Below are 26414 nucleotides of genomic sequence, written 5' to 3' on the forward strand. Positions count from 1 at the left end.
TTAATATTGATTAATATTTAATTCTACATCTAATACTGAAGCATAATCACTATCACCGTAGTTAGGGTATAACATCAAGGTTAATGCACTTGAGCGACGACCAATCCGTGCTTTTAATGGTGAGCTTTCGCTATCATTACTAAAGCGCTCTTTACTATTAATCATAATTTCAAAACTACTATCATTTTTAGTAGCGTCCCACTGTGTTTGAGTCCATTTTTTAGTTGATGGATGGAAATAACCAATGGTGCATGTCTCTTTTTCTATATTAACGTTACTAATTTCAATGCGTGCATAGAAATCAAAACAGCCAGTTTTAGTGGTCATCGTCCCGTTATAATCATGGATTTTATTCTGCATACAGCCGTTACTTGGGCGGGTTGCATTCATAAGCATAATTCCCGGTGTAGAGCCTGCTACTTCAGCATATGTCATACGGTATTTACCCGTTGTCATATCAACGCCAAACACATTTTGCTGAATACGGCCAAGTAATGCATTCTTCGCTGTAGAGCTATAATTGCCTCCCATGTCTAACCGAATAACCTTTGGCACTTTATTGCCCGCCACAAAAACATCATGTCGTGGTGTTACATCATTTTGGGTCGAATTGACAATGTGAACCCGGTTATTCAATGTAAGCTGATTAATAATACAATCTTGAGCTTTAAACTCCGCTCCCGAATTACACGTTAATTGCAACTCTTTAAGGCAATTTGCTGTAATATCATTATTACTAATATCAATGATATACCCTCCATTACGATGTTGACGCATATCACGAATGTTAATGTAAGCTAATTTACCCGCGGTATTATTAGGTGTGTAAACACGATTACCTTTAAATACCGCACGGCGGTTAACCATTTGGTTATCACTTGAATATTTACTATTATCCCACCAATTGACAGTAAGGAATGTAAAGGCGCCAGACATACGACCATCACTGTTATAACCATTATCTGGTGATTCAAAATCACAATCGGTTATTTCATAGCTACCAACAATCTGAGTCGATATATCAGCGGTACGTAGCAATTTAGGTAGCCAACACTTCGCATTTCGAATGATAATTGATTCCGCAGGCTCACTGCCATAATTAACACTGTCATCCCAAGGTGCACCAGGTTCTGGTGAGTATGAAATAAATGTCCCTTGAGTATTATCTACCGTTACTCCGAAATCAGCTTCCATATCCCTAAAGAAATTTTCTTCAAAGCGGTGCTCGATATTATTAATCAATGCATTACGTACTTTTTTTAGGAAGATACAAGTATTGGTACTTCCATCTGGCTTAAAGTTGTACATATTTACAGTTTCACAATCACGCATCTCAGCACGAATACCACCAAGGTAAACCGGTGACAGCGCTCGAGCACCTTTGTTATTAGCGTGAGGGCGAACTTTAACGCCACGAATACGCGCATTGGTAAAGATTAAACGGTTACCTTCCCATAATAACGATGTGATATAAGCACCTGAGTTATTATCTTCACCCGCCCAAAAATCTGCACTATTTTCCCAATCAAGACCTTCAACCACCATATTACGCATCGCTTTTTGCACATCTAAATACCATGGATGAGTATTTGTAATGCCGCCAGAGTAAAGACCTCGGCTACAATTTCGCATAACCACATTTCTAAACACAATACGTTCATAAGGGAACTGATTCGCGCCTAAAAATGCTTGATGGCGAGAGTTAGTTAGCGTCAAATTATCAAAAATAACTTCACCAAAACCGGCATAATCACCCTTAAAGGTAGACGTTGATGAATTTGGATTACCTTTGGTTGGATGCTGCTCTTTACCTAAGAACTTGTAACGGAAACTACCATCATAATTACAATCACGTGAAATAATGCCACGGTAACCACCCCAACCATCACCTTCAATAAAATTCAGCTTACCTGTTGTCACATGGTAACAATTGGTTTCATGGTAATATGGCATTTCAGCTACGTTAGGCATCGTCATCGCACTTAAACAATCATCGCCGTTAATTGTTACAGGTGAGCCAACCCAATGGATTTTTTTCCCTAAACAACCTTGAAACTCTAAACCATAGCGAATAACAATTTCACCACCAGTCGTATCGAAATAAACGTTATCGGTAAACGCTAATCGTACGACTTGTTTAGCTGCTGCATTTTTTAATATAGAGGCGTTAGCTGCGGCTTTTTTAGCATCATTATAAACAATACCCATTGAACTAGCTTCAACCCATGACGATTTATCAACACCATCACTTCCACTAGATACTGCAGTTACCTCTGCCCAATGGCCATTTTCACGTACATATTGCTTATTATCATGAGGGGCATCATTGATAGCCTCAGCCCAAGTACCATCACTGCGCATATTATAAGCTAAGCCTGATTGGCCATTTGTTAATGCAACAGCTGCACCAACCTGCTCTGCAGTTGGACAATTATTTTCATGAAAAAATTTCACAAAGTCACGACTAGGGAGTGTTTTCTTACTACCACTACGGAAACCAATATCCTCATTATCATAACCACTCAATATTTGAACCGCAGTATCAGATCCTGGTGATACTAGTGATAACATATTACCATAGGCAGCCCATGATGGAATATTAGGCTGTGATGAACCACCAAGTCTCATCGTAGTACTATCTGTAGGGAAAGTATTAATATTAATACTGCCATTAACAATAGCCGTAATGTAATTATCATTTTTTAATGTTATATCGTTTTGATTTTTGCTGATATTTTCAATAGTAGTAAGATGAGCATTATCATTTACTAATGTACGGTTTGTTTTATTATTTAGTACTGTGTTCATTATAATATCCTTATTTAAATCTGTCGTTTTGTTATTTATTTTTTTGTTGATATTCATACCATTGCAAATAATCATCAACCTGCTGTGCACAATGAGATAATGCACTTCGTAAGCGAGGTAAATCTTCTGCAATAGTTTGTACTGGTGTCTTTCCTGTCATTTTAGGTTTATTACATGCTGTAATTAACCAAGGTTCTGGTAATACCTTAATAATCTCCACTTGCGTTGGTTCAATACGGCTGCTGCAACCAATCAATAACATCATCAGGCCAGTTGTTATGATATTTTTCTTTTTCATACAATAGGTTATTTAAAGTCTCCGTAGTAACAACACGATCCTCATCTTGTTTGATTCTGCGTTGTTCCCGCTGTAGCAATAAATCATTATTTTCTTTTTTTTGATCTTCTAATAATTTAAACGTTTCTGTATGTGACTTATTTATTTTAATAACATTATTTCGTTCAATAATAAGAGATTGTAATTCACGATCCATATATTCATTTTTTACTAATAAAACCAAAATCACTGATATTAATAATATACGCATGAATGAACATCCTATTCAATACACCGTAAATATTCTGATTTCCGTCTTTTTACTAAGCCATTTAGCTTTTTACCTCCACCATAAATCCAGCGAGATAATTGCAAGCAAGCCTGTGAAAATTGTCCAGTTCTTACATAAGTGGATATTTTTGTTGCTGTAAGATCTTTATTTTTCAGAAAACGCGTGCAGCCAGTATTAAATATAAATGATGTAAAAGCATCATATTGTCCTTGGGTGATACTATTACCCCCTAAAATATTATTTAAACAAGACTCGGCCTGTTGAATATTTAAAACCCAATCCTTTGCTACTTGTTCATTATCAATTATATCAGTGGTTATATTATGAATATTGCCGATACCATTTGTTTTATAACCTGCAGGACAACGATATGTATCTAACCTACAGCCTTCATAATCTCCTATTAAACTTAATCCTTTTGGGGATAGTTTTAATTTCCCTTGGCTTTCGCCAGCAATAACAATATTGCCGATTGGTAATGTACTATTCCCTATCTCACCATCACCAAAGAGTGCTATAACTGCAGTAATTGAGCATAAAATTGGTCTTAATTTATTCATAAATGGATACTCCTCTTTCGCGAGCTATTTGTTGCATAACTTTCTTATGCCAATAACTCAACGATAAAGCGAAGACTCCCATACAGAATGAAACAATCAAAGACCAGGCTTCTATGGTCATGAATTGAAAATGTCCGATGATAACAAAAACCACGAACACTATTTTATTTACTAGCCAATCCAAAAACTCATACATCTTATAATTCCTTGTTTATTAGGAGTAAATAGGGATTTTCCCCCAATATCTATCTCCAATGATGTAAGTCTCAATATTGGTATTTTTGGTTACTCCATTTGTTTACTTGATGTGATTATTATCATTCATTTGACAGGCCAATGCATCAATTGTTGTTATGAGAGATTCGGAAAAAAGTAAAAATCCGAATAATTCCGAACTTCAATTGACCATTTGATATGAGAGAAGTGTTTTTATGACAGAATTAAGCAATTAACTGACATCTCATTCACTAAAATGCAGCAGATCGAGGTTAATAGCGGTAGGTAATTCCTATCATTCCCATAAAAGCAAAAATCTAAGCTTATCTATATCGAGCTAAAAGCTCACATATTCTAGCTCTTTATGGGTAATGACATTGTTTATACCAATGGTTCTTGAATTTTTGCCTTCAATATTAAAAAGGTAATTCAAATGGCAATGCGTATTCATTGTACTCAGTGTGGCGAAAAAGCACGTATTAATAAAACAAACTGGTTTTCAAATGCAGCAGCAGACTTATATTGTTCATGTTCAGATCCTGAATGTGGACATACTTTTGTGATGTCTTTAGGCTTTAGTCATACCATTAGTCCATCTGCTAAAAACGTAAATGAACTTGTTATTGCTTTAGTTAAAACAATGCCGCCAGAAAAAGTGAAAGAGCTTCATCAAATGCTAACAATATAAACTTATGCGGAACGTTATTCGTTCCGCTTTAATAGCACTTATAACTGCAATCATATTTTGTAAGAGTGATTGTAAGGGCAACTGGCTGAATCATTACTTTTAGTATGTATAAAATATACTTTTACATTAAATACTGTAATGAATCTCATTCAGAAAATACTTGTTATCATGCTTAATTCAAACGAGTCAAATATGTCAAATGCTGCCTCGACAATATGCCATAAGTTGCATTTTTAACTAACTATTCGTAAATTTGCATGCCAACATATAAACTAAATGTATAATTAACACCGAACACATCACATCAACTTTATAGCTAAACTTTTTTTACTGATGTGTTAATTACACTATTAGATGCTTAATCTGTTGTTATCCCATTACTTTGATATGGTTAATCGCCCAAAATGAAACCTAATTCAACACATAAATCTCATGTTACGTCTCTTTCTTCTTACCAATATCTTGGTGGTAAAGCCGTTACATCAAAATTATGTTCAGTATTAGACATTGATGAATATCAAGATCTTGCTGATGTATTTAATATTCCACGCGGCACTGTATCAACATGGCACTCTCGAGAAACGACACCATTTGAAATCGCTATTCGTTCTCATCTTGCAACGGGAGTATCTCTGCATTGGTTATTATTAAATGAGGGAGAAGCATTTCCTCATTCTCAAACATCAATAACTGAAGCTAATTCAGACATACTAATACTGCCTCATTACCAATTAAAATCAGGCAAACTTACACCATTGCCAGCTTTATCTTTCGACCACGCTTTACTTAAGCAATCAAGTTATGAATCTCCGTTATTAATCGCATTACAGACAGCGACAGCAACGTTGATCATCGACAAAAATGACACGTTACCAATTAGCGGAAATTACCTTATTAGCATCGACCAATTAATGTCGATTAATGATATTCAACGTTTACCCGCTAATCAGCTGGTATTACATTTTGGCAAATCTTCAATAACGATAGCCCAAAATGATATTGAGATTGTAGGCAAAGTAATTATCTCAATTGAGCATGTTTAACTATCACCCTCTACCATCACCGCTGTTTAAAAAACAAAAAAAGGCGATCCGAAGATCGCCTTATGACGTATTTAAATCAATTTAATATCAGCTACGCTTTTTGAACTTCAAGTTCTAGCATTTCTTCTTTCTGCTTTAAAATATCATTAAAGACTATTCGTGCTTCTTGAGCTAATTCTGATGCTTCAAGTTTAGCTTCTTTCGCAGCCATTGCTTCTGTGGTTAGACGGTGCAGTTCTTCAGCTAATTCTTGAGGAACCTCACCCGCATCAACACCACTTGCTAACGCTTGTGCTCGAATTGTTTTCTTAATCTTCCAAATCGCATTGAGTGCATCACGCTCAGCATCAGCAGCTTCAATCGCTACATCTCTTAATTGTTCAAACTTAGCTAGCGCCATACCTTCTTTTGACCATGGATCGACATCAGGTAATTCTTCGATATTAATCACTGGATCTTCATAACCATTTTGGTGACTCAAATCAAGTGACGCCGCTTTTACTGCTGAAATCATTAACATAACGGTAATGAACAGTAATGGTAAGCCACCAACGATTGCTGCTGTTTGCAGTGTGGCTAGGCCCCCCATAAACATCAATACTGATGGCATAAACGACATTGCAAATGCCCAGAACAAACGGTTCCAACGCATAGGCTCTTCTGTGACATCATTTTGAACAACAGAAGCAAGAATATAGGAAATAGAGTCAAACGTTGTTGCTGTAAAAATTAAACATAATAGCGTAAATACAGCAATCACAAGCGTACTAAATGGTAATTGCTCAAGAATAGAGAAGATTGCTTTCGTTGCGCCTTCTGCATTCAAAATACCAACAACATCAAGTGCACCAGATAATTGTAATGATAAACCGTAGTTACCCAACACCATGAAGAATAAGAAACAACCCATCGAGCCAAAGAAGATAGAGCCTGTCACCATTTGCTTAATTGTACGGCCACGTGAAATACGTGCGATAAATAAGCCCATACTTGGTGCAAACACTAACCACCATGCCCAGTAGAAAATAGTCCAATCTTGTGGAAAGTGGGTATCTTCAAAAGTACCGTAGCCACCAAAAGGTTCAGCCCAAGTTGCCATAATAAAGAAGTTAGAAAGCATACGGCCTAATGAATCTAAGCCTGTTTCCAGCATAAAGATCGTCGGCCCAGCAACTAAAATAAAGGCCAATAAACCTAACGCACCCCAGAAGTTGATATTACTCAGTACTTTGATGCCTTTTTCCATACCTGCATAAGCAGAGTAACCAAAAATACAAGTACATAAAAGCAGAACAATAATTTGAGTTTCTGTATTTTTAGGTGTTCCAAAAAGGTAATGTGCACCTTCCGTTATCAAGGGTGCGGCTAAACCTAATGTTGTAGCTCCGCCACCTAATAAACCAAAAATAAATAATACATCAATCACTTTACCCATCCAGCCGTGACTGCGTGCTTCACCAATTACAGGCATTAATGCAGCAGAGACTTTCAATACTGGTTGTTTACGAACATAAAAGAAGTAAGCAATTGGCACCGCAGGTACAAGGTAAATACACCATGCAATAGGCCCCCAGTGGAAAACACCATAGGTTGCAGCCCAGCGCACAGCCTCTTCGCTACCAGGTGCTAATTGGAATGGTGGACTTTGGTAATAATAAGCCCATTCAATAGCTCCCCAGTACAGGATACTTGCACCAATACCACCACAAAATAACATTGCAGCCCATGATGCCGTCTTAAATTCAGGCGCTTCATCTGCATCGCCCAATTTAATTTGGCCGATATCAGAAAAAACAATGTAAATCATAAAGAAGAAAGCAGCCATACCTAAGGCTAAATATAAAAAGCCTAGTTTGTCTGTCATAAAAGTTTTAGCAACAGCAATCCATTCTGCGCCTTCTTTTGGGAATAAAAGTAGTGGAACAACCACCGAAATCAACATTGCTAATGCACCAAAGAATGTTGGTTTATCGATTAGCTCGAAATTTTTACGTAATGTACTCAAACGATATCCTTACTGCTATATATCATCCATGAAAAGTTACATATATGATGTTCTTTTAACACTAAAGACACAAATAACATCTATTATGGTAATGATGAATATTTTTTATAAAAGACTAGATTATCGCTGTTTTAGGAAAAAAATCAGCTATATGGTGCATTAACAGTCAAAGATAGAGCTTTCATGTTACAAATAGAAACAAATAAATGCTTTCTCGCTAATTTCAATATAACTTTATATATTGCATATTGATCTTTTTTAAGTATCAAGTATCAAACAAGTATCATATCAATAACCAAATATGGGCTCTATTACTACTTCATTCTGATATTTATAACCTCAGCGTTTATAATCTAAACATCAACATTCTCTATCATTTGAATATCAATATTATAAATTTAGTTTTTTTATCACTGTAAATAGCGGTATTAATAATCTCAAAATAATACTCATTTGAGTGAGATTTTATTTATCAATAAATGAAAAAATGAGATTTAGTTACAATAATAGTAACTATTTTTAGTGTCTTATTATAAAAGTTAAGTACAATAGACAAAATTACTTTTATTTAGAATTAATAACATGATTGATACTCTTTTAAATCTACGCTCTTTGAGAGCTCAAGCGCGTGAAATGTCTATTGAAGATCTGCAAGAAGGCCTACAAAAATTCACTCAAGTCGTTGAAGAACGTCGTGTAGAAGAAGAAGCAGCTAGAGCAGAAAATAAAGAACAAGAAGCCAAACTGCAGAAATACCGTGATATGCTTGCTGCTGAAGGTATTACACCTGAAGAGTTAATTGCATTAATTGGCGATAGCCCTAAAACAAAGAAAAAGCGTGCTGCTCGTCCAGCTAAATACAAATTCGTTGATGAAAATGGCGATGAGAAAACGTGGACTGGTCAAGGTCGCACACCTAAAGCACTGCAGCAATTACTTGATAATGGCGAAACTCTCGCTAGCTTTGAAATTTAATTCTTCATCGACTTATCTAAGTAGATGATAAAAAACGCTCATTGTATTACATAATGAGCGTTTTTTTATATCAATGGTTTTAAAGCAATATGAGACAAAGGCTAACATTTATTAAAAATTACTTATTTTCTGCCGCTTGCTGCTCTGGTGTATCATTACGCGTTGTAAACAACTTGTAGCTCATAATGATAATAACCAGTGCTTTAATGATCATCATCTGTGGGTTGCCAAAATAACCGACCATACCAACAAAACCTGATAGCAACATCAATAACCGATATTTTTTTAACTCGGTCATATACAGCGCAATAACTATCACACCAAGATCAACAAACTGTAATCCTACCGCTAATGTTGGCTCTGCAATAAAAGCATTAACAGCAACATAAACAATGTAAGATATGCCCGCTATCATTACTGCTGCTAATAATTGAATAACAATCTTTGCTGTTTGAGTAAAATCTTTAAAATATCGGTATAAATTAATAGCTGTAACCGATAAGTTAAGAATAACTTTTGGCCACCACCCCATCAAAATAGACCATAGTGTATCATTCGCTGCAGAAGCAAAAGCAGCATAGCGAGTAACTTTCATGGTGTTAAATATTGTAATTAATATATAAAACACCACTGATGTCCATCCTAAGATATCTTTTAACAGATCAATCACAGCAACATCTCTCAACATACCATTAACGATTAATGGCGATTATAATAGTTTATGACATTAACATTTAACGTATATCCATATATAAAACGGAATAACACTAAATTTGCAGAGAATAGTATCATATGACCTTATATTATTACATCTAGGCATAATCTTAATTTACTATTTTATGTCACATAGCGATCAAACAGCTGTTATATTTTTTTGCTCACTCTATTAAAGTAATCACATTTATATGCCTCTAGCTCTGAGCCATCTCGACACATAAAAAAAGCTGCTAATTTATTAGCAGCTTTTTTTATGTGTCGGTCTCACTTTCATTGACGATTAATCATCTAAAAAATACTCATTATTAAAGTTTGATTGACACATTGTTAACACTGAAGCAACCAACCTTAAAGCCATATTAATTGACTCATCAGATTCATCACAACTACGTAAAAGTGTAATGTGATTACTTAAACAACTGTAGCCTTTATTAACTAAACAGGCTGCAATACAGGCGTAGTAATAACTCGTTTTATCTTCAACATCTAATTCTTTTAATGGTGTTAATTGCATAGTATTAGAGATATTGCAATCCAAATCAATGCTATGCATAGTCATATAGTAAGCATTCGTCGCGGCCATTCTCACCACAGCATGATGAATATCTTGTCGTTGATTGGGCGTCACATCACCAACAAGGTGTTGAATCATGCGTAATACATTCTTGTTCTGACAAGCTAATGCTGCAGCATAAACGATAGATTGCATTCGATTAGTCGATAATAATGATTGACGAGATATTAATGCATTAAGTAATTCTGAATGTTCACATGTTTCATCGGTAATTGGCATAACAACACTCCTAAAATTATGAATAATAAAGATTGATCGCTATTTATAATTTTATATTATGCTTCTTAAACAAAACTTCAATCTGCAGATATGGAGCATAACTGTGTATTTATGATCGCTATTGTATATCATCAATATAAAAAAAGGATGATCGCTATCATCCCCTTTTTCTATATAAACATGGTTTATGCTGATACTGAAAACAACATTTCCATATCATAATTATCGTTAACTAAAGAACGCTTTAATTTTGTCAGATTTTTTATTTGTAATTGACGTATCCGCTCACGAGTTAGTCCTACTGCATCAGCAACTTCTTGTAATGTTTGTGGTTCATAGCCCAATAACCCAAACCGACGACAAATGATTTCACGATCACGCTCACTTAATTTAGCTAATACTCTTTTAGTAATCATTTGCATGTCATTGGTTTCTAATTCATTATCTAGATGAGCGTTTTCATCAGCAACAAAATACGATAGCGAATGATTTTCCTCGTCATTCTGTGTTTGTTCAAAAGACAAAACATGTAAATTATTTGTCATTAAAAATGAAACTTCACTTACATCACGTTTTAAATAATCAGCGATATCTTCCGGAGATGGCTCATTATTATTTTTAGTCATTAAATCGCGATGAGCACGTAAAATAGTATTAACTTCCTTTGACACGTGAACAGGCAATCGAATAGTACGACTTTGATTATGAATTGCGCGCTCAATCGTTTGTTTTATCCACCAAGATGCATAGGTAGAAAACCGAAAGCCTTTTTCTGGATCAAACTTCTCAACAGCTGTAATTAAACCAATATTCCCTTCATCAATTAAGTCACTCAATAATAACGTCGACGCTCGATATTTTTTGGCTAAACTAACAACCAGCCTCAAGTTTGACTCAATAAGTACACGCTTAGCACTTTCATCACCCAATAATGACTTACGGCTATAAAGGATTTCATCTGATTTAGTCAGCAGCGGTTTAGTTGATATCTCATTGAGATAAAGACGAACTACATCATTTTCAAAAGCGACTTCTTTCATACATCATCCTTGAGTACTTAGTTGTTATTTATTGGTTACATAATAATTACAATCTCGCACATTATGCAACAAATAATTGCAGAATTTAACTCGCAGCTTGTCCTGGCTCATAATTGAGCCTAATCTTGATACAACTTCACGCTTAATAATTAGTTTCACATTTACTTTATATGTTTTAAGTATATTATTTATCAAATAAGAATATGAATTAGCGAGTAAATATATATGTCATCTCTTTTCAAAAAAACACTTTTAATTACTGTTACTCTTAGCGCATTACTTTCAACAACTGCTAATGCCACTAACTCTATTGTTGTGCAATCATGCGTCACTAATCCTAACTATGATGAACAAGGACTAATTAATTGCTTACAACAAGCGACAAAAAATGCCAAAGATCAAGTGTATAATTTGACCGATCAAGGAAAGGTATATAACACCAAAATAAATACACAATGTAATAATCAAAAAAATACGATTGATCAAGGACCAATTAAAAGTGCTGACAAAGCTAAATTAGCACTATGTTATGCCAACGCATGGTCAGCTGCTCGAGATAATGTGCTTGGTGAGAAATACACAACTAAGCTAACGACTGATGTTTATAAAGATAAATAATAAATTCAGTCATTAGCCTGTAGTGAGTGATGAATAAAGCTCTCTCGTCATTAATTATCAAAAACACTGGTAGTTATATCATTATTAACATAGGACTCAATTTCTTTATAAAGAAGTTGAGTTGCTGGATTTTGCATTTTTTCATAATTACTGACTAAATAATAACCAGGCACTTTTTCCTGCATAACGGTCATATCAATAGCCTCTATCAGTAAGCCTTGGTCTAAATATGACTCAACAAAAAGACGGTTAACAAAAGCGATACCAATACCTTGTATTGCCGCCTCAATAGTATGCATCGAATTTTGAAAATAAATTTTACTCTGATTAGAGTTGGGTTTTATATTATTATTCGCTAAAACTAAATCCCACTGAATTAATCTATTTGTCGTTTCAATTAGTGTACAACTAGCCAACTTTTCATCTGCAAGATCATCTAACGGTTTATTAATATAATTGGGTGCACAAACTGCAATCATATGTTCTTGAAATAATAACTGATGATATTTCTCTGTTGGGGCTTCAATACAATAACGTATTGATATATCAATATTTTCCTTATTTAAATCTAACGTTTCAATTGTATCAATAAATACAATAGCAATGGCATTGTCAGTTAAATAAGTATAATTAAGCCGTGGTAATAACCACTTATTTAATAATGTTGGTGGAATAGATACAATTAATTTTTGCGTTTTTGTTACAAATCCAACATCTGTTGTAGCCTGATCTAAATCCTTTAAAATCAATGAAATACGATTAAAGTAACGTATACCAGCGTTAGTTAATTTGATTCCTCGATGCTGACGAGTAAATAACTTTTGCCCAATAAATTCTTCAAGCGTCTGGATTTGGTGACTCACCGCTCCCGGTGTTACAAATAATTCTTCAGCTGCTAATTTGAAGCTTTGTAGCCTAGCAGAGGCTTCAAAATAAATAATACCTTTTAATGGAGGCAATGATCGCACGTTTTTTCCTTTAGAGTATTTTTTCTCAACGATTGATGTATTTTTATTGATTTGAGCTATTGTAACTAATGATACATTATAGCTACTAAAGATTTTACACCAATATTTAATAATTATATGTTGTTTAATAACGCAACTTTTAGCTTTTTACAGGTGAAATAATGAAATTTAAAACAATTGCTGTGGCACTGCTTTTTGCATTACCCTCTTTCATGTCACAAGCGGCGATGACATTAACGAGTCAGAACGTCACCAATGATCAAACTCTTAATAATCAACAGTTATTTAATCAATGGGGTTGTACCGGTAAAAATGAATCTCCACAATTAAGTTGGACAGATGTACCGGCTGGAACAAAAAGCTTTGCTGTTACTATGTATGATCCTGATGCACCAACAGGCAGTGGTTGGTGGCATTGGAGTGTAATTAACATTCCTGCCAATGTGCACTCTTTAGCAGAAGGTGCGGGTGCTGTTGGTGGCAAAGCACTACCTAAAGGCGCTAGCATGGTGACTAATGACTTTGGCTTTAAAGGTTTTGGCGGCGCATGCCCACCACCAAATGCAAAACCACATAATTACCAAATCACTGTTTATGCATTAAATACTGCGAATATTAAATTACCTGAAAATGCCTCACCGGCACTAGCAGGATATAATATTCTTGCACACGTTATTGGTAAAGCACGCCTTGTTGCACCGACAAATGCGCGCTAACAACGATTAAAGTATTAAATACCACTCTTTTGAGTGGTATTTTTTTGCCTTACAAACCCATAAACATGTCGCTTAACTTCGTCGATACTTTTTTGTATGTTAGATCTCTCTGCTATATCACAAGGATACAGAATATCACTCCGTATGTTGCCATAATAGAAAAACCGTCTTCACCCAATATACAGTATAGTGTACTATAAATGAATAATATACTTACATGAAGGCGACATATGACATCTTGGAAAAAAATAACCCTTACACGACAAACTACCTACAATTCATCAGTCATAATAGATGCCGTTTACCCACCAGAATTCGAACACAATATCAGCGCTGAAATACAGCATCTACAAGCTATCTACCACTGTCTTCACAGTTTCAAAAAAGATGTTATTAGTATCATTTGTTCTTATGATGGCCGCTTGGTCAAATTAACCGAATTACAGAATAAGTAAATACTTACTTGCACTATGACCCTATTAATAAAAAAGTACGCTTAGTATTAATTAGATTATTTAGCTTATAAAGAAGGTGTTTAGTTAGGTACTTGATAAACATCTTCTCGCCAACAATAACCTAATATCGACACCAATATAAATTATACTAAATTGAAAATAGCTAGCAGCGTAAACGGCAGAGGGAAATGAATAAGATATAAAAATGAAAGGCTTAAATATATAAAAGGCGCAAATAACTAAGTTATTTACGCCAATATTAACTTTATAGATTAACTATAAAATTATAGAGCTACAACGTTTGCAGCTTGAAGACCTTTTTGGCCTTGCTCTACTTCAAAAGACACTTTCTGGCCTTCAGCAAGAGTTTTGAAGCCTTCAGAAGCGATAGCACGGAAGTGAACGAATACGTCAGCACCGCCGTTGTCTTGAGTAATGAAACCAAAACCTTTCTCTTCGTTAAACCACTTTACTAGACCAGTTGATTTGTTAGACATTTTGTGTCCCTTATATAAATTCTTTAAAATTATCGCAAAGTGCGATGCACTGAAGCTTGAATAATTTAATATGATGATGATAAAGCGAAGGGAAACACTAGTGTACACAACAATAACGAAGATGCTTCTAAGGGTTTTTCTTTTACTTAATTCTCAATCAATTACTCTAGCTACAGAGTGACTAAATTGTCACATAAAACGCATTAGCTGTAAAGTTTTTTATTCATATAATCGCTCAATATGAATACATAATAACAATTAAACATAATTTTATATTATCGTATAAAAACAATACCAATTTATTATTTCTTATTAATCACTTACCGCCGCAGGTATAACATTTATGTTCCGCTGTATATTGATCACCGTATCCTTCTTCATCCCAAATTTTAATGGCATATTTTTCCCATTCTTTAGCAAGACTATCAAGTTGATCGCCAAATTTGAGATATCCATCCGCACCTTCATATTGAGGAACGGCTCCAACATCTTGAATATGCTTACGAAATTCTTCTGGATTATCGATAATCGGACAAGGTTGCATTAGATTATCATTGAAGGGAATATCTTTTTTGTAGCCTTCAAAGAACTTAGAACGAAGAATATCGATGATGGACTTATCACGAACATTATCTGCCGCATAGGGTTGAAACACACAAGGCTCTGCCCCACCTTTTGCATTAATATGGAGGTAATTAGAACCACCAGACATACAACCGTTAACAAGAAAACCATGGTTCCAAAAGTCAGCTAAGAAAGCAAATGTGCCACCTTTACGCATAACTTCTAGTTTGTGGAAACGCTCATATCGCTGCTTCGGTGTCGGCACTAAATCAAAGTTAGCATCAGCCCCAGTTGGCATATATTGGAATGTCCAAACGTATTCTACATTTTCATTGACCAAGAAGTCCCAGAACTCATCACTCATGATCTCAGCATGATTTTCAGATGTCGCCATTAGTGATGCACCAGTAAGAACACCATATTGTTTCAGTAGTTTTCGTGTTTCACAGGTTTTTTGGAATACGCCTTCTCCACGGCGCCAATCCGTATATTCTTCTCCACCTTCTATTGAGATAGTAATCGCGACATTGCCTAACTCAGCCAGCTTTTTAACTTTATTCTCTTTTAATAACGTACCATTGGTATAAATCATGAAATAACAATCATTGAAGTCTTCAAAGATCTCGTACATGTATTTATATACAAAAGGTTCACCACCAGTGAAAGTAAAAAATCTCACACCTAAATTATAAAATTGAGTAAGAATGTTATACATCTCATCTTTCGTAAAATGGTATTCATTACCATAAAGCATTGAATAACAACCAACACATTCAAGATTACACTGATAAGTAGGAGACAAAAGCACTAGGAAAGGAATATTAGTGCCATATTTTAGTTTATTTTGTTCTCTTTCTTTTGCACCAAGTACACCGTGATTAATAATCAAATTTTGAATCAGTTTCTTACGACAGTTTGGCGATAATTTTTTTAATGCCCGTAACCAACCTAGCACTTGAGGATCTTCTTCTTTACACATTTGTGCAGCTTCTAATAAGCCAGGTTTATTTTCTTCATCAGCAAATTTAGATGCTGTTTTAAATAATGTGCCAAATGCTTTAGGGCTAAGGTTATTTACTAACGATGAAATCAATGGTGATAATAACGTATTTACAGTATGACTTATTGTATATTTATTTTTAATTACGGGTTCCATTTTATTGTCCTTGTTAATTATTTACCCGTAATATAATCGCCCCTTACTTCGCTTTATATAGAACTTTAACCAAAAAATACTCAATTTAAGACACAAAAAGAAAACTCATACCTAGATCAAATTTTCTTTATTTAATCAAAAAAAAACCTCATAACTAACTGTTAAATAAATATTATTTTGATTTAACAATTTAATATTTTTTCATTATATCGAACTGCTAGCCATTATTATTGAATATCATCACAACAACTACTTAATTTGCCAGTGTTTATAATATACGCTGTAAAATATAATACCGAGCTATTCGTTTGTTTTTACTGTTGCTAGCAATACATTTTAAGCCAACAAAAATACTTTTCAGATAACTACAATTCAGTAAATTTACAATAATGACACAACAGCTACAAAATATTTAAAAGAAATAATGACACTAAAATAGCGTTTACAACGAAGAGGTTAATTAAAGCGAGGCAATAAAAAAGCCCCGTCATATAAGACGAGGCTTCAAAGGTGGCGGAGAGATAGGGATTTGAACCCTAGATACGCTATAAACGTATGCCGGTTTTCAAGACCGGTGCTTTCAACCACTCAGCCATCTCTCCATGGCCGTAATAATAACCACCATGACTAACTCTGTAAAGGCATAATATGATCTGACTTTACTGATAGGTATATTTTTAAGCGAAAAGAAAAAATAATAGCAATAACGTATAGTTAGCAATCAACCTACTGCTAGTAAAACAGCCAATATACCAACATCAGCACATAAAAAAGGTAGAACTCTCTACCTTTTTTATTACTGACTCATTATTTTAATCAATATTAATGAGAATTTACTGTCGCTGCTGGCGCTTTTTTCTTAAACCGATACAAAGCTAATAAAGGTAACAACGCAACATAAGAAAACATTAAAAAACCAAATGTATATACAAAAGCCAATAATGTCGATTGTTGATGTAATAATGCACTGACTTGAGCAATAAAGTTAGGATCAGTAACTGTCGTGTGATGCTGCATTGCCTGTTGCTGTAATATTGGATTGGTCGCGCTTATATCAGCCCCTAATGCATGCCATTCACGCTGCTGAGTTCGGCTAAAGTAAGTATTTACAATTGAGATACCAAATGAACTACCAATGGTTCGGCAAAGGTTATACATCACGGCTCCACCAACTGCATATTTGGCCTCTAAGGTTCGATATGCCATTTGACTTAATGGTGCAAACACTAACCCCATTCCCATGCCTTGAATGATTGATGGTATGAGCACCCAATATAGATTGATCTCCATTGAATACTGCATCATCAGATAAGTACCAAAGATACTAAATCCAAGTCCAACCGCCACCAGCATTCTTGGATCTAAACGATCCATATATTGTGCCATCACCAGCAATACAATCGCAGAAGTTAATCCACGCGGCGCCATTACAAATCCTGTCATTTCAACTGGATAATGTAATAATTGCTCTAACATCATCGGCTGTAACTGAGTAATACCAAACAGTCCCATCGAAAAGCCAGCCATGATCAAACATGACACCGCAAGATTACGGTCTTTTAATAGCCACATTGGAGCAATATCGCCTTTAGTACGCCATGAACGTGCAATAAAGAACACCCAAGCAATGGCACTAATGATCAATGAAAAGAGAATAAAGTTAGACTCAAACCATCCTTCTTCATTACCTCTATCAAGCACCATTTGTAATAGACCGATACCTATCGTCATTCCAATAACTAATGGCCAGTCTAATTTAGACTCACCTTTGCCATCAATTTTAACGAACAGATAAACTAATGTAAGGCATAAGGTACCGACAGGTACATTGACATAAAAAATCCAACGCCAATCCATATTTTCAGTAATGATACCGCCTACCGTAGGGCCTAAAATAGGACCAAGTAGGATCCCAACACTGAACAATGCCATTGCTTTACCACGCTCATTAGCGGGATAAATTTGTACCATTGTTGATTGGGCCAATGGAATAACTGACGCACCAAATGCACCTTGCATAATACGAAAAGTTACCATTTCAGCTAGGCTATCTGCTTGACCACACAAAGCCGAGGTAACAATAAAGCCAACCACTGATACTAATAGTAATCTTCTCACACCAAACTTAAGCGAAAAATAGCTCGCAAGTGGAATACAAATAGCTTCAGCCATTGAATAAGAAGTAAGTACCCATGTCACCTGCTCAGATGTAACCCCTAATGCCCCCATCATATGTGGTAATGCAACGTTGGCTATTGTCATATCCAGCAATACCATGATTGCTGATAGCATAACGGCTAAGGTGATCCATGTACGATTAGCTGGCGTGACTGACTGACTCATTAGTTGGTCTCTGATTGGGTATCAATAGTGACGTCAGCACTCGCACCAACACGCAGTAAGGGCTTATTTTTCAAATCAGTAAATTTGATACGAACAGGAAAACGTTGAGGAACTTTAACCCAGTTACCCGTCGCATTTTCAGGTGGTAATAATGAGAAAGATGAACCACTCGCAGGAGACAATGCCTCAACCTGACCTTGATAAGTCACATCAGGGTACATATCTAATGCAACGGTTGCTGTCATACCGACTTTCAATAAACCGATATCTTTCTCTTTATAGTTTGCTTGTAACCATGCCGTGTTATCTTCAATTAATGGCATCATTGCAAGACCAGGAGACACAACACTGCCAGGGCGCACACTCACTTTACCTAATTTACCGTCATACGGCGCATAAATATTCGTGTACGATAAGTTTAACGTTGCTTGACTTAATGCCGCTGCTGCTTGTTTTACTTGTGGTGCTTCATTGCCTTTAGCCCCTTGTTGATTAATCAGCTGTGACATTTTTGCGCGTGCTGCTTCAAGCGTGGTTTGAGCGCTGGCTAACTTCGCTTTTACATCATCGCCTTGTTGTAATGGCAGCAATTTACGATTCACTAAATCCATAACACGGTGATATGTTTTTTGAACATCAACAAGGTTAGCATCTGCTGCGCGGACATTTGCGCTCGCCGCTAAAATTGCATCATCGGTGGCTTTATTTTGTTGAGTAGCAACTTCATACGCTGCTTTAGCTTGTTCTAACTGAATTTCATAAGGTGCAGGATCAATCTTAACTAACAAATCGCCCTCAGCGACATGTTGATAGTTTTCAACATTAACACTAAGTACCTTGCCACTTATTTGTGGAGCAACATAAAGAATATTGGCATGGATATACGCATCATCCGTACTTGGATATAGTTTTTGATGACGAGTATAAAAATATCCAGCAGTACCTAAAACCGCAGCAATAACAATAAAAATTATAATATTGCGAAATTTATTTGATTTAGTCGCTGAGTTAGGTTGTTCAATTGGAGCCGTATCTGTCGTTGCCATGAATTTATCCTATTTAGCTAACATTTAGCTAAATTTGAGTCTAGATGATAGAAATTATTAAGCCAAAAAAAGTTCGTCTAGTTATAACTAATACATATTAATAACCATGCAACTGTATTGTTATTAATATCATCACAATAATTAACGTATTGAAATAATAGGCTTGTGAACGCTGGCTTTCAAGTCAGAGTCTAGAGACGGGAGGATATTAAAAGTTCAAGTAAGAGGTCATTTTAAAGCATTGCCCCAATGAATTAGAGTAAATGCATTAATTTGACCATTTTCCCTTCCTAAATAGCAAAAATAGATGAAGGTTTAGTGGTTTTATAATTGTCGTTTAATTATAAAAACTTAAAATTCATTTTTATTAGCATTACTTAACTGAATACATTATGTACCAATATGATATCAATACTCCTTTTCATTCTCATAGGAGATGACAGTACTCCCCGCTATTTAATGACAATAACAGGGAGTATGGCGCGATCAATGATAAATACTAATGACTCACTTTATCGACCAAATATAAAATTGAACGATATTCAATCCCACTATGTTCAGATAAGCCTATCTCACAAGTTCGACTATTTGAATAACCTTCATGACACCCTTGAGGCACTTGGGCTTTTAATGGTGCTAACGCGCTCGCATTAAGTTCTGGTTTGGTAAAACCTTTATCACCAGCAAAACCGCAACAAGTAATATCATCAGGAATAATTACCTCTGTTGCACATGCTCTAGTAACTTGCTCAATAACAGCCGCTAACCCTTGTCGACGTGAGGTACAAGTAATATGCAACATTACAGGTGCTTGCTGCGGCGTGATCGTTAATCGCGGCAATACAAAATCAGCCACAAATTTAAACGGCTCATAAATAGTAAGATCATTACGTAAAAATTGCTTACCTGTACTAGCACATGGGCTGGTATCCATTAGCACTGGGTATTGCCCTTGGTGTGATGCTTGCCACAATGCTTGCTCAAGTTGTTGGGCTTTAAGCTGTGCGGTTTCTGGAAAGCCTTTACTGATATATGGCATTCCGCAACATTGATTATTGAGATTATCTGGCAATATAACTTCATAGCCTGCTTTTTCTAATAAAGAAATTGTGACTTCCGTTAACGAACGTTTATCAAGCGCGTTAACCTCAACCCCCATATTTCTAGCCGCACAACTAGGAAAATACACCACCCGCTCTTTAGTAATGCCATGAATAACAGGCGTAGTGATTTTAGCCGCGGGTAACGGCATATGAGGCGTCCATTGCGGTATTTTATGGCCTGATAATTGATAGGCTTTTTGGGTCAACTTGCGCATGCGATTAGTACCCAAGACAGTATGCATTTTAGTTGCGATTGCTAAGCCTGCTTTTGCAGAAGTACTCACAACACCAAAATGCTCTCCTGTCCATGCGGCGATTTTCTTGGCCGCGTCGGTGTGATTTTGGCGTAACTTACGTACCAAGTCACCAGTATTAATCCCCACCGGGCAGCGTTCTGCACACAACCCGGTTGCAGCACAAGTATCTAAGCCATAATAACGATAGGTTTTTTCCATCGCCGCCAACCGTTGAGGATCTTCATTACTACGGCGTAAACGTGATATTTCGCGAAATACAGTATTACGCTGGCGTGGAGTTAATGATAAATTCCGTGATGGGCACACTGGCTCACAAAAACCACATTCAACACATTTATCAATAAGCTCATCAGCCACCGGCATCGCTTTTAAATTTTTAATATGTGATTGTTTATCAGCATTAATGATCACTCCTGGATTTAATACACCATGAGGATCAAAAACACCTTTAATCGCGAGCATTAATTGATAACCGGCATAGCCCCATTCAAGTTCAATAAATGGCGCCATATTACGCCCAGTGCCATGTTCAGCCTTTAATGACCCTTGATACTCAACTGCAACAAGCTCAGCAACAGCATCCATAAAGGCGCTATAGCGTTCAATCTCAGCTTGAGTGTCAAATGATTGTGTAAATACAAAATGTAAATTACCCGCTAACGCATGACCAAAAATAATTGCTTCATGATAATCAAACTGAACAAACAGTTGTTGTAAATCACGTACAGCGGGCGCTAACTGCGCAATAGGGAAAGCAACATCTTCAATAATAACTGTTGTTCCACTTTCACGAACGGCACCAACGGCGGGAAATAACTCTTTACGGATGCCCCACAATTGTTCACAGGTGGTTGCATCACGACTAAAATCAACTTGCTCAATCGGAGAAAATGCATTGATAATCTGTTGCATTCCTTCTGCCTGAAGAAGTAAATCTTGTTCATTCTCAGCATGCAGCTCAATTAATAATGCGGCCGCTTCTGTATTACCATCAGCGCCTAATTGAGCAATAAAGGCGGGCATTCCGGGCTTTTCTGCTACTGAGGCTAATGAACGGTTATCCATTAACTCGACAGCTGCGACTCGAGTTTTACTTAATTGACTCACCGCTAAACATGTTTGTTCAATATCAGTAAACACAAACAATCCCGATGCCTTAAATGCATGGTTAACGACAGTGTTATAAGTCACATCTGCAATAAAACCTAACGTGCCCTCTGAGCCAATAAATAAATGTTGTAATACATCAATCGGATCATCAAAATCTACCAGCGCATTTAGGCTATAACCTGTGGTATTTTTTAAGCGGTATTTATGACGAATTTTATCTGTAAGTGCACTATTCGCCTGACATTCATGGACTAATAACATCAGTTCATCGATCATACCGGCATGCGTTTTTTTAAATGCTGTAATACTATTGAGATCTAAGGTGTTTAATAGCGTTCCATCAGCAAGTACCACCGTCATTCCTGCAATAGTACGGTAGCTATTTTGCGAAGTGCCGCAACACATACCTGAGGCATTATTTGCCACAATACCACCGATTTTACAGCTATTAATAGAACCTGGATCGGGACCAATTTTTCGCCCAAACGGCGCTAATATTGTATTCGCTTCCGCACCAATGATGCCGGGTTGCAACCATATCTGAGCGCCATCATTGAGTACTTTATAATCTCGCCAACGCCGCGTTAATGTTATTAACACCGAATCTGACTGTGCTTGGCCTGATAGGCTCGTTCCCGCGGCACGAAACGTCATTGGAATTTGACGTTCATAACACGCTTTAATCGCAAAAATAACTTCATCAAGTGTATCAAGCTGTAAAACTAATTGTGGTAACAAACGATAAAAACTCGCATCAGTACCATAAGCTAACATCAGTGTAGGATCGGTAATGATCCTTTTTTCGTCTATCTGAAGCCGTAATTGCTCGATTAAATTTGCATAAGCTGGTTGCATCATTGCCCCACATTACCATTATTGGTATTAAGCATAATCTTTACGCTCATTATTTCACTTCGGAATGAGTGATTCTACTGTTATAAAGGGCAAGATAACGGTTACTAATTCACACTTTTACTATGATGATGATTAAAATCAAATAATCAGGCTAATTACTCAATATTAATCACATCAAACCACACAACATTGCCGCCAATATGGATATCTACCTCTTCATCAATTTCTCGACCAAGCAGTGCTTCGCCAAAAGGAGAGCCTGGCGTCACAGTTATTACTTCTTCATTATCAATCAGAAATTTTAACCCTCCTGCCGCAGGTCCTAAAAACACCTTCTTGGCATGTCCTTGTTGATCTTCTAAAGACACTAAATGGCCAACAACAATGGTTGTTTGTTGAATCGGCATTGTGGCAAATAAATGCTGATAAGCACTAATATCAGCCTTACATTCAGCCACTCGCTGAGCTTGACCATGAGCAAGATACGATGCTTCTAATGCAAAAGTATCATATTTATTTTCCGCCACATTCTCATCATCTGTTGCGGTATTATAAGCACGCATTGCAGCTTCAGTTGCTATTTGTAATGTCTGCTCTAACTGTGTCTCAATACACTCAAGTAACTGTTGCTTGTTCATTTATGATCAACCTATTAGCCAAATGGGCGCTGATTATACATTGAATATAAATACAAACAGTATCGTTCTCGAACTTTAAACATCATCACGCCTAAAGTAATAAGCCTATCGCCCGATATAAACACTTATTCATGATTTAAAATGGCTCTGACTTTCAATATGTCTCGTTATAAATGGCTGTTATGCCTAATCGGAGTGTTAATTACCACTCAACCAGCATTAGCGTTAACGCCGACTCATTTACTTAATTATCAAGATAGTTATGGTAACCTTTCGCTAAAACACAGTGGTAACATACGCTTACCAGATCCTCTCATTGTAGATGGGGATCTTAACCTTGAAAGTAGCCAAATTAAATATTTGCCATTAAGCCTAACCGTTAAAGGTAATCTGAATTTAGCCTATAGTCATATTGAGTATTTACCATTAGCGCTTAAAGTAGACGGCTATATCAACCTTGCTTACTCTAAAATTAAAGAGCTTAATTTTGGTTTACAAGTCTATGGCGATCTTAGCGTTGCCCACACTCAACTAAAAAAATTACCCGACAACTTATATGTTAAAGGTGACTTATTTATCCAAAATAGTCAGCTTCAAACACTGCCAAATAAACTGGTTGTCGACGGTAATATTTATATTGGTAATATTCCCCTCACAGCGATCCCAACCGATTTGGTTATTGGTGGTAATATCTATAAATAATTAATAATAGTGCATTAAGTAACATTAATAACTAAAGCACAATACGGTCGCAATCGTTTGCTTTTTTAATTGGAAATTTAAAATAAGTTTAAATCATAAAAAAGAAGTATAAGTTAGCCAGAAAATTTACAATATGAATGTTTATTTCTGGCTACTTTGCGGTTGATGTTTGTTATGAACAATTTTCAACAAACATTTAATTAGAGGATAATTAAATGTATTCATTACTCTATCATCGATAAAGAAATGTTTTTCAAACCTTAAGCTTTAACAGTTTTAGTTGTTTGATTTTTATGGTAAAACCACTGTCTACGACTGCGTGTTTTCATTATAAACCTCTCATTTATTTCCCAATGAGCAAGGTTGATATCACTATATATTAATACCGTTCTTACTCGACTATTCGTGTTCTAGTTAATCAATTGTATATGACATTACAATGACATATAAATTGAATTATGATGAACAAATTTTTTATATCTATTTATTTATGACAACAACTTCTATAAATAAGTTTCATTGTGAATAAATATAATGATTGATATGTTTCGTGGAGGGTAATTAAGAAAAGAATGTAAAAAAAGACTTTCTAATTTTTGGAACTAACTTCACCTAACGATTTATATCAACATAGTTAATATAAATCTGTTTTTGCTATTTGACAACTACTGTAAGTCTTTTTTTTGATGATATAAGTATTTATTTTTTTATTATTGCGATTAGCTAAACCTAACATGTTGCTGTATAAGAAAAAACAGCAACTAATTGAGTGAGATGTCAGAATCCTTATTCTAATCAATTATCGCTTTTGCACTAGCAAAGACAACCGCTCACATCCATCTAAATAAGTAAGCGTGACTGCACAGATTTCACTATTTCACCATACTAGTCATCAAATCATTGATCGTAGCCCTATAAATTAATCCTAATTTATTGGTTAATAGCTAAATCTAGCTATGTTTGTGAGTATATTATTATGAATAAAATGCAACCACTGTTAACAACAGAACGCTTAATTCTGCGCCCATTAGAACTATCAGATGCTACCAAGATACAGCGACTTGCTGGTAACGTTGATATTGCTAACGGCACCATCAGTGTTCCACACCCTTATTCTGATGGTATGGCTGGTAAGTGGATAGGTAAACATTTAGCTGGATGGTATAGCAAACAATCGGCTATTTTCGCTATTACTCTAAAAAGTAACCATCAACTTATCGGCTGTGCAGGATTAGAAAATATCAATCAAAAAAGTGCCCAGTTGGGCTATTGGATTGGAGTGCCATTTTGGGGCAAGGGTTACTGTACAGAGGCAGTAGAACGGATTAAAGACTACGGCTTCAATAAACTCAATTTAGAACACCTGTACGGCCGACACTTAAAGACGGTTTCAGGCCCTGAAAATGTGATGCTAAAAATAGGCATGAAAAATGTTACTGCGCTAACGATTCCAAGTCATCATTTATCACAAGATGACATTGCAATTTATGAATTACTCAAGCAAACAGCTTCATAGTTGTTTTGGTAACCTGTAAAACACGGTTGATCTTTATCAATCTCATCGAAGACGCAAAGTAGCATTTATCACTATTAACCGTTAGCATGACACCTTTGTTAGACCAATAGTTAATAGGTAATTATAGTGAAATCGCCATGTGTCGCTAAATGTAAAAATAATGCAGGAATTTGCAGTGGCTGCTTACGAACCATGACAGAGATCAGCCACTGGATAGCCTACCCAGAACAGCAACAGCTGGCGATCATGGCTGACATTAAAGCCATTAAGGCAACTCACCAGTGCCCACAATGTCAGCAACCAGCACAATGTGATATTAAGGCGGGCAAAGCCACATGCTGGTGTTTTGATATTGAACCACGCCAGACATTATCAAACTCTGTATCTGCTTGCCTATGTCGACACTGCTTGTCATCACAACCAATATTATAATATTGCACTATTAGCCTGCTGTTA

23 protein-coding genes and 1 tRNA gene are annotated in these 26414 nt (G+C 36.0%); 8 read left to right on the forward strand and 16 right to left on the reverse strand.

Features of this window, described 5'->3' with window-relative positions; genetic code table 11:
- From PMAL9190_RS08545 to PMAL9190_RS08560, 4 genes are read right to left on the reverse strand one after another with little or no spacing between them, the layout of a single operon-like run.
- On the reverse strand, positions 1–2808 hold the full coding sequence (locus PMAL9190_RS08545) for a hypothetical protein (RefSeq protein WP_087844776.1): 2808 nt from the start codon (positions 2806–2808) through the stop codon (positions 1–3).
- A 31-nt stretch (positions 2809–2839) separates the two neighbouring features.
- Entirely contained in the window at positions 2840–3028 is a 189-nt protein-coding gene (gene lysC, locus PMAL9190_RS08550; protein WP_144384342.1) for an Rz1-like lysis system protein LysC, read from the reverse strand.
- Positions 3029–3038: 10 nt separating this feature from the next.
- Entirely contained in the window at positions 3039–3356 is a 318-nt protein-coding gene (locus PMAL9190_RS08555; protein WP_087844778.1) for a hypothetical protein, read from the reverse strand.
- 11 nt (positions 3357–3367) lie between these two features.
- On the reverse strand, positions 3368–3937 hold the full coding sequence (locus PMAL9190_RS08560) for a lysozyme (RefSeq protein ID WP_087844779.1): 570 nt from the start codon (positions 3935–3937) through the stop codon (positions 3368–3370).
- Between the two features lie 655 nt (positions 3938–4592).
- Between PMAL9190_RS08560 and PMAL9190_RS08570 the strand changes: the two genes are divergently transcribed.
- Together PMAL9190_RS08570 and PMAL9190_RS08575 are read left to right on the forward strand one after the other, a co-directional pair.
- Positions 4593–4841 (forward strand): Ogr/Delta-like zinc finger protein, encoded by a 249-nt coding sequence (locus tag PMAL9190_RS08570; protein ID WP_036792931.1) that lies wholly within the window; start codon positions 4593–4595, stop codon positions 4839–4841.
- Between the two features lie 404 nt (positions 4842–5245).
- Positions 5246–5884, forward strand: a complete 639-nt coding sequence (locus PMAL9190_RS08575; RefSeq protein WP_087844781.1) for a helix-turn-helix domain-containing protein — start codon at positions 5246–5248, stop codon at positions 5882–5884.
- A 91-nt stretch (positions 5885–5975) separates the two neighbouring features.
- Here the strand turns inward: PMAL9190_RS08575 and PMAL9190_RS08580 are convergent, their stop codons facing one another.
- Positions 5976–7889 (reverse strand): BCCT family transporter, encoded by a 1914-nt coding sequence (locus PMAL9190_RS08580; protein ID WP_087844782.1) that lies wholly within the window; start codon positions 7887–7889, stop codon positions 5976–5978.
- A gap of 573 nt (positions 7890–8462) precedes the next feature.
- Between PMAL9190_RS08580 and PMAL9190_RS08585 the strand changes: the two genes are divergently transcribed.
- The gene (locus PMAL9190_RS08585; RefSeq protein ID WP_200813402.1) at positions 8463–8864 is read left to right on the forward strand and encodes an H-NS family histone-like protein; all 402 of its coding nucleotides are present in this window, start codon (positions 8463–8465) and stop codon (positions 8862–8864) included.
- Positions 8865–8982: 118 nt separating this feature from the next.
- Here the strand turns inward: PMAL9190_RS08585 and PMAL9190_RS08590 are convergent, their stop codons facing one another.
- The 3 genes from PMAL9190_RS08590 to rpoS form a co-directional block, all read right to left on the reverse strand.
- Positions 8983–9534, reverse strand: a complete 552-nt coding sequence (locus tag PMAL9190_RS08590; protein ID WP_200813390.1) for a hypothetical protein — start codon at positions 9532–9534, stop codon at positions 8983–8985.
- Positions 9535–9861: 327 nt separating this feature from the next.
- Positions 9862–10374: a hypothetical protein gene (locus tag PMAL9190_RS08595; protein ID WP_087844785.1), complete on the reverse strand. Its 513-nt coding sequence runs from the start codon at positions 10372–10374 to the stop codon at positions 9862–9864.
- Between the two features lie 185 nt (positions 10375–10559).
- On the reverse strand, positions 10560–11414 hold the full coding sequence (gene rpoS / locus PMAL9190_RS08600) for an RNA polymerase sigma factor RpoS (protein ID WP_087844786.1): 855 nt from the start codon (positions 11412–11414) through the stop codon (positions 10560–10562).
- Positions 11415–11639: 225 nt separating this feature from the next.
- Between rpoS and PMAL9190_RS08605 the strand changes: the two genes are divergently transcribed.
- Complete coding sequence (locus tag PMAL9190_RS08605) at positions 11640–12032, forward strand: hypothetical protein (protein ID WP_087844787.1); 393 nt, start codon at positions 11640–11642, stop codon at positions 12030–12032.
- A 50-nt stretch (positions 12033–12082) separates the two neighbouring features.
- Here PMAL9190_RS08605 and PMAL9190_RS08610 read toward each other — a convergent pair whose 3' ends face one another.
- Entirely contained in the window at positions 12083–13000 is a 918-nt protein-coding gene (locus tag PMAL9190_RS08610; RefSeq protein ID WP_087844788.1) for a LysR family transcriptional regulator, read from the reverse strand.
- Positions 13001–13161: 161 nt separating this feature from the next.
- Between PMAL9190_RS08610 and PMAL9190_RS08615 the strand changes: the two genes are divergently transcribed.
- Positions 13162–13716: a YbhB/YbcL family Raf kinase inhibitor-like protein gene (locus tag PMAL9190_RS08615; protein ID WP_065166622.1), complete on the forward strand. Its 555-nt coding sequence runs from the start codon at positions 13162–13164 to the stop codon at positions 13714–13716.
- 739 nt (positions 13717–14455) lie between these two features.
- Here PMAL9190_RS08615 and cspE read toward each other — a convergent pair.
- The 7 genes from cspE to PMAL9190_RS08650 all read right to left on the reverse strand — a co-directional run bounded on the left by cspE (position 14456) and on the right by PMAL9190_RS08650 (position 23740).
- Positions 14456–14668 carry a transcription antiterminator/RNA stability regulator CspE gene (cspE, locus tag PMAL9190_RS08620; protein ID WP_036791338.1) on the reverse strand — a complete coding sequence of 71 codons (213 nt, stop codon included), beginning with the start codon at positions 14666–14668 and terminating at the stop codon, positions 14456–14458.
- 316 nt (positions 14669–14984) lie between these two features.
- On the reverse strand, positions 14985–16388 hold the full coding sequence (locus PMAL9190_RS08625; RefSeq protein ID WP_087844789.1) for a radical SAM protein: 1404 nt from the start codon (positions 16386–16388) through the stop codon (positions 14985–14987).
- Between the two features lie 511 nt (positions 16389–16899).
- Positions 16900–16990: transfer RNA gene (locus PMAL9190_RS08630), tRNA-Ser, on the reverse strand.
- A 220-nt stretch (positions 16991–17210) separates the two neighbouring features.
- The gene (locus PMAL9190_RS08635) at positions 17211–18731 is read right to left on the reverse strand and encodes a DHA2 family efflux MFS transporter permease subunit (protein WP_087844790.1); all 1521 of its coding nucleotides are present in this window, start codon (positions 18729–18731) and stop codon (positions 17211–17213) included.
- Entirely contained in the window at positions 18731–19777 is a 1047-nt protein-coding gene (locus PMAL9190_RS08640) for an HlyD family secretion protein (RefSeq protein WP_087844791.1), read from the reverse strand. The genes PMAL9190_RS08635 and PMAL9190_RS08640 overlap by 1 nt, the downstream gene beginning before the upstream one ends.
- Before the next feature lie 499 nt (positions 19778–20276).
- On the reverse strand, positions 20277–23102 hold the full coding sequence (locus PMAL9190_RS08645; protein ID WP_087844968.1) for an FAD-binding and (Fe-S)-binding domain-containing protein: 2826 nt from the start codon (positions 23100–23102) through the stop codon (positions 20277–20279).
- A 155-nt stretch (positions 23103–23257) separates the two neighbouring features.
- Positions 23258–23740 (reverse strand): transcription elongation factor, encoded by a 483-nt coding sequence (locus tag PMAL9190_RS08650; RefSeq protein WP_087844792.1) that lies wholly within the window; start codon positions 23738–23740, stop codon positions 23258–23260.
- Positions 23741–23881: 141 nt separating this feature from the next.
- Between PMAL9190_RS08650 and PMAL9190_RS08655 the strand changes: the two genes are divergently transcribed.
- From PMAL9190_RS08655 to PMAL9190_RS08665, 3 genes are all read left to right on the forward strand, one after another.
- A complete protein-coding gene (locus PMAL9190_RS08655) occupies positions 23882–24442 on the forward strand; it encodes a hypothetical protein (protein WP_087844793.1) in 561 nt (186 codons plus the stop codon).
- A 976-nt stretch (positions 24443–25418) separates the two neighbouring features.
- Positions 25419–25958 carry a GNAT family N-acetyltransferase gene (locus tag PMAL9190_RS08660; RefSeq protein ID WP_087844794.1) on the forward strand — a complete coding sequence of 180 codons (540 nt, stop codon included), beginning with the start codon at positions 25419–25421 and terminating at the stop codon, positions 25956–25958.
- Between the two features lie 126 nt (positions 25959–26084).
- Positions 26085–26390, forward strand: a complete 306-nt coding sequence (locus PMAL9190_RS08665) for a DUF1289 domain-containing protein (RefSeq protein WP_087844795.1) — start codon at positions 26085–26087, stop codon at positions 26388–26390.
- The last annotated feature ends 24 nt before the right edge of the window (positions 26391–26414 follow it).

It is taken from the genome of Photobacterium malacitanum, from assembly GCF_900185615.1.
Taxonomy (GTDB): Bacteria; Pseudomonadota; Gammaproteobacteria; order Enterobacterales; family Vibrionaceae; genus Photobacterium; species Photobacterium malacitanum.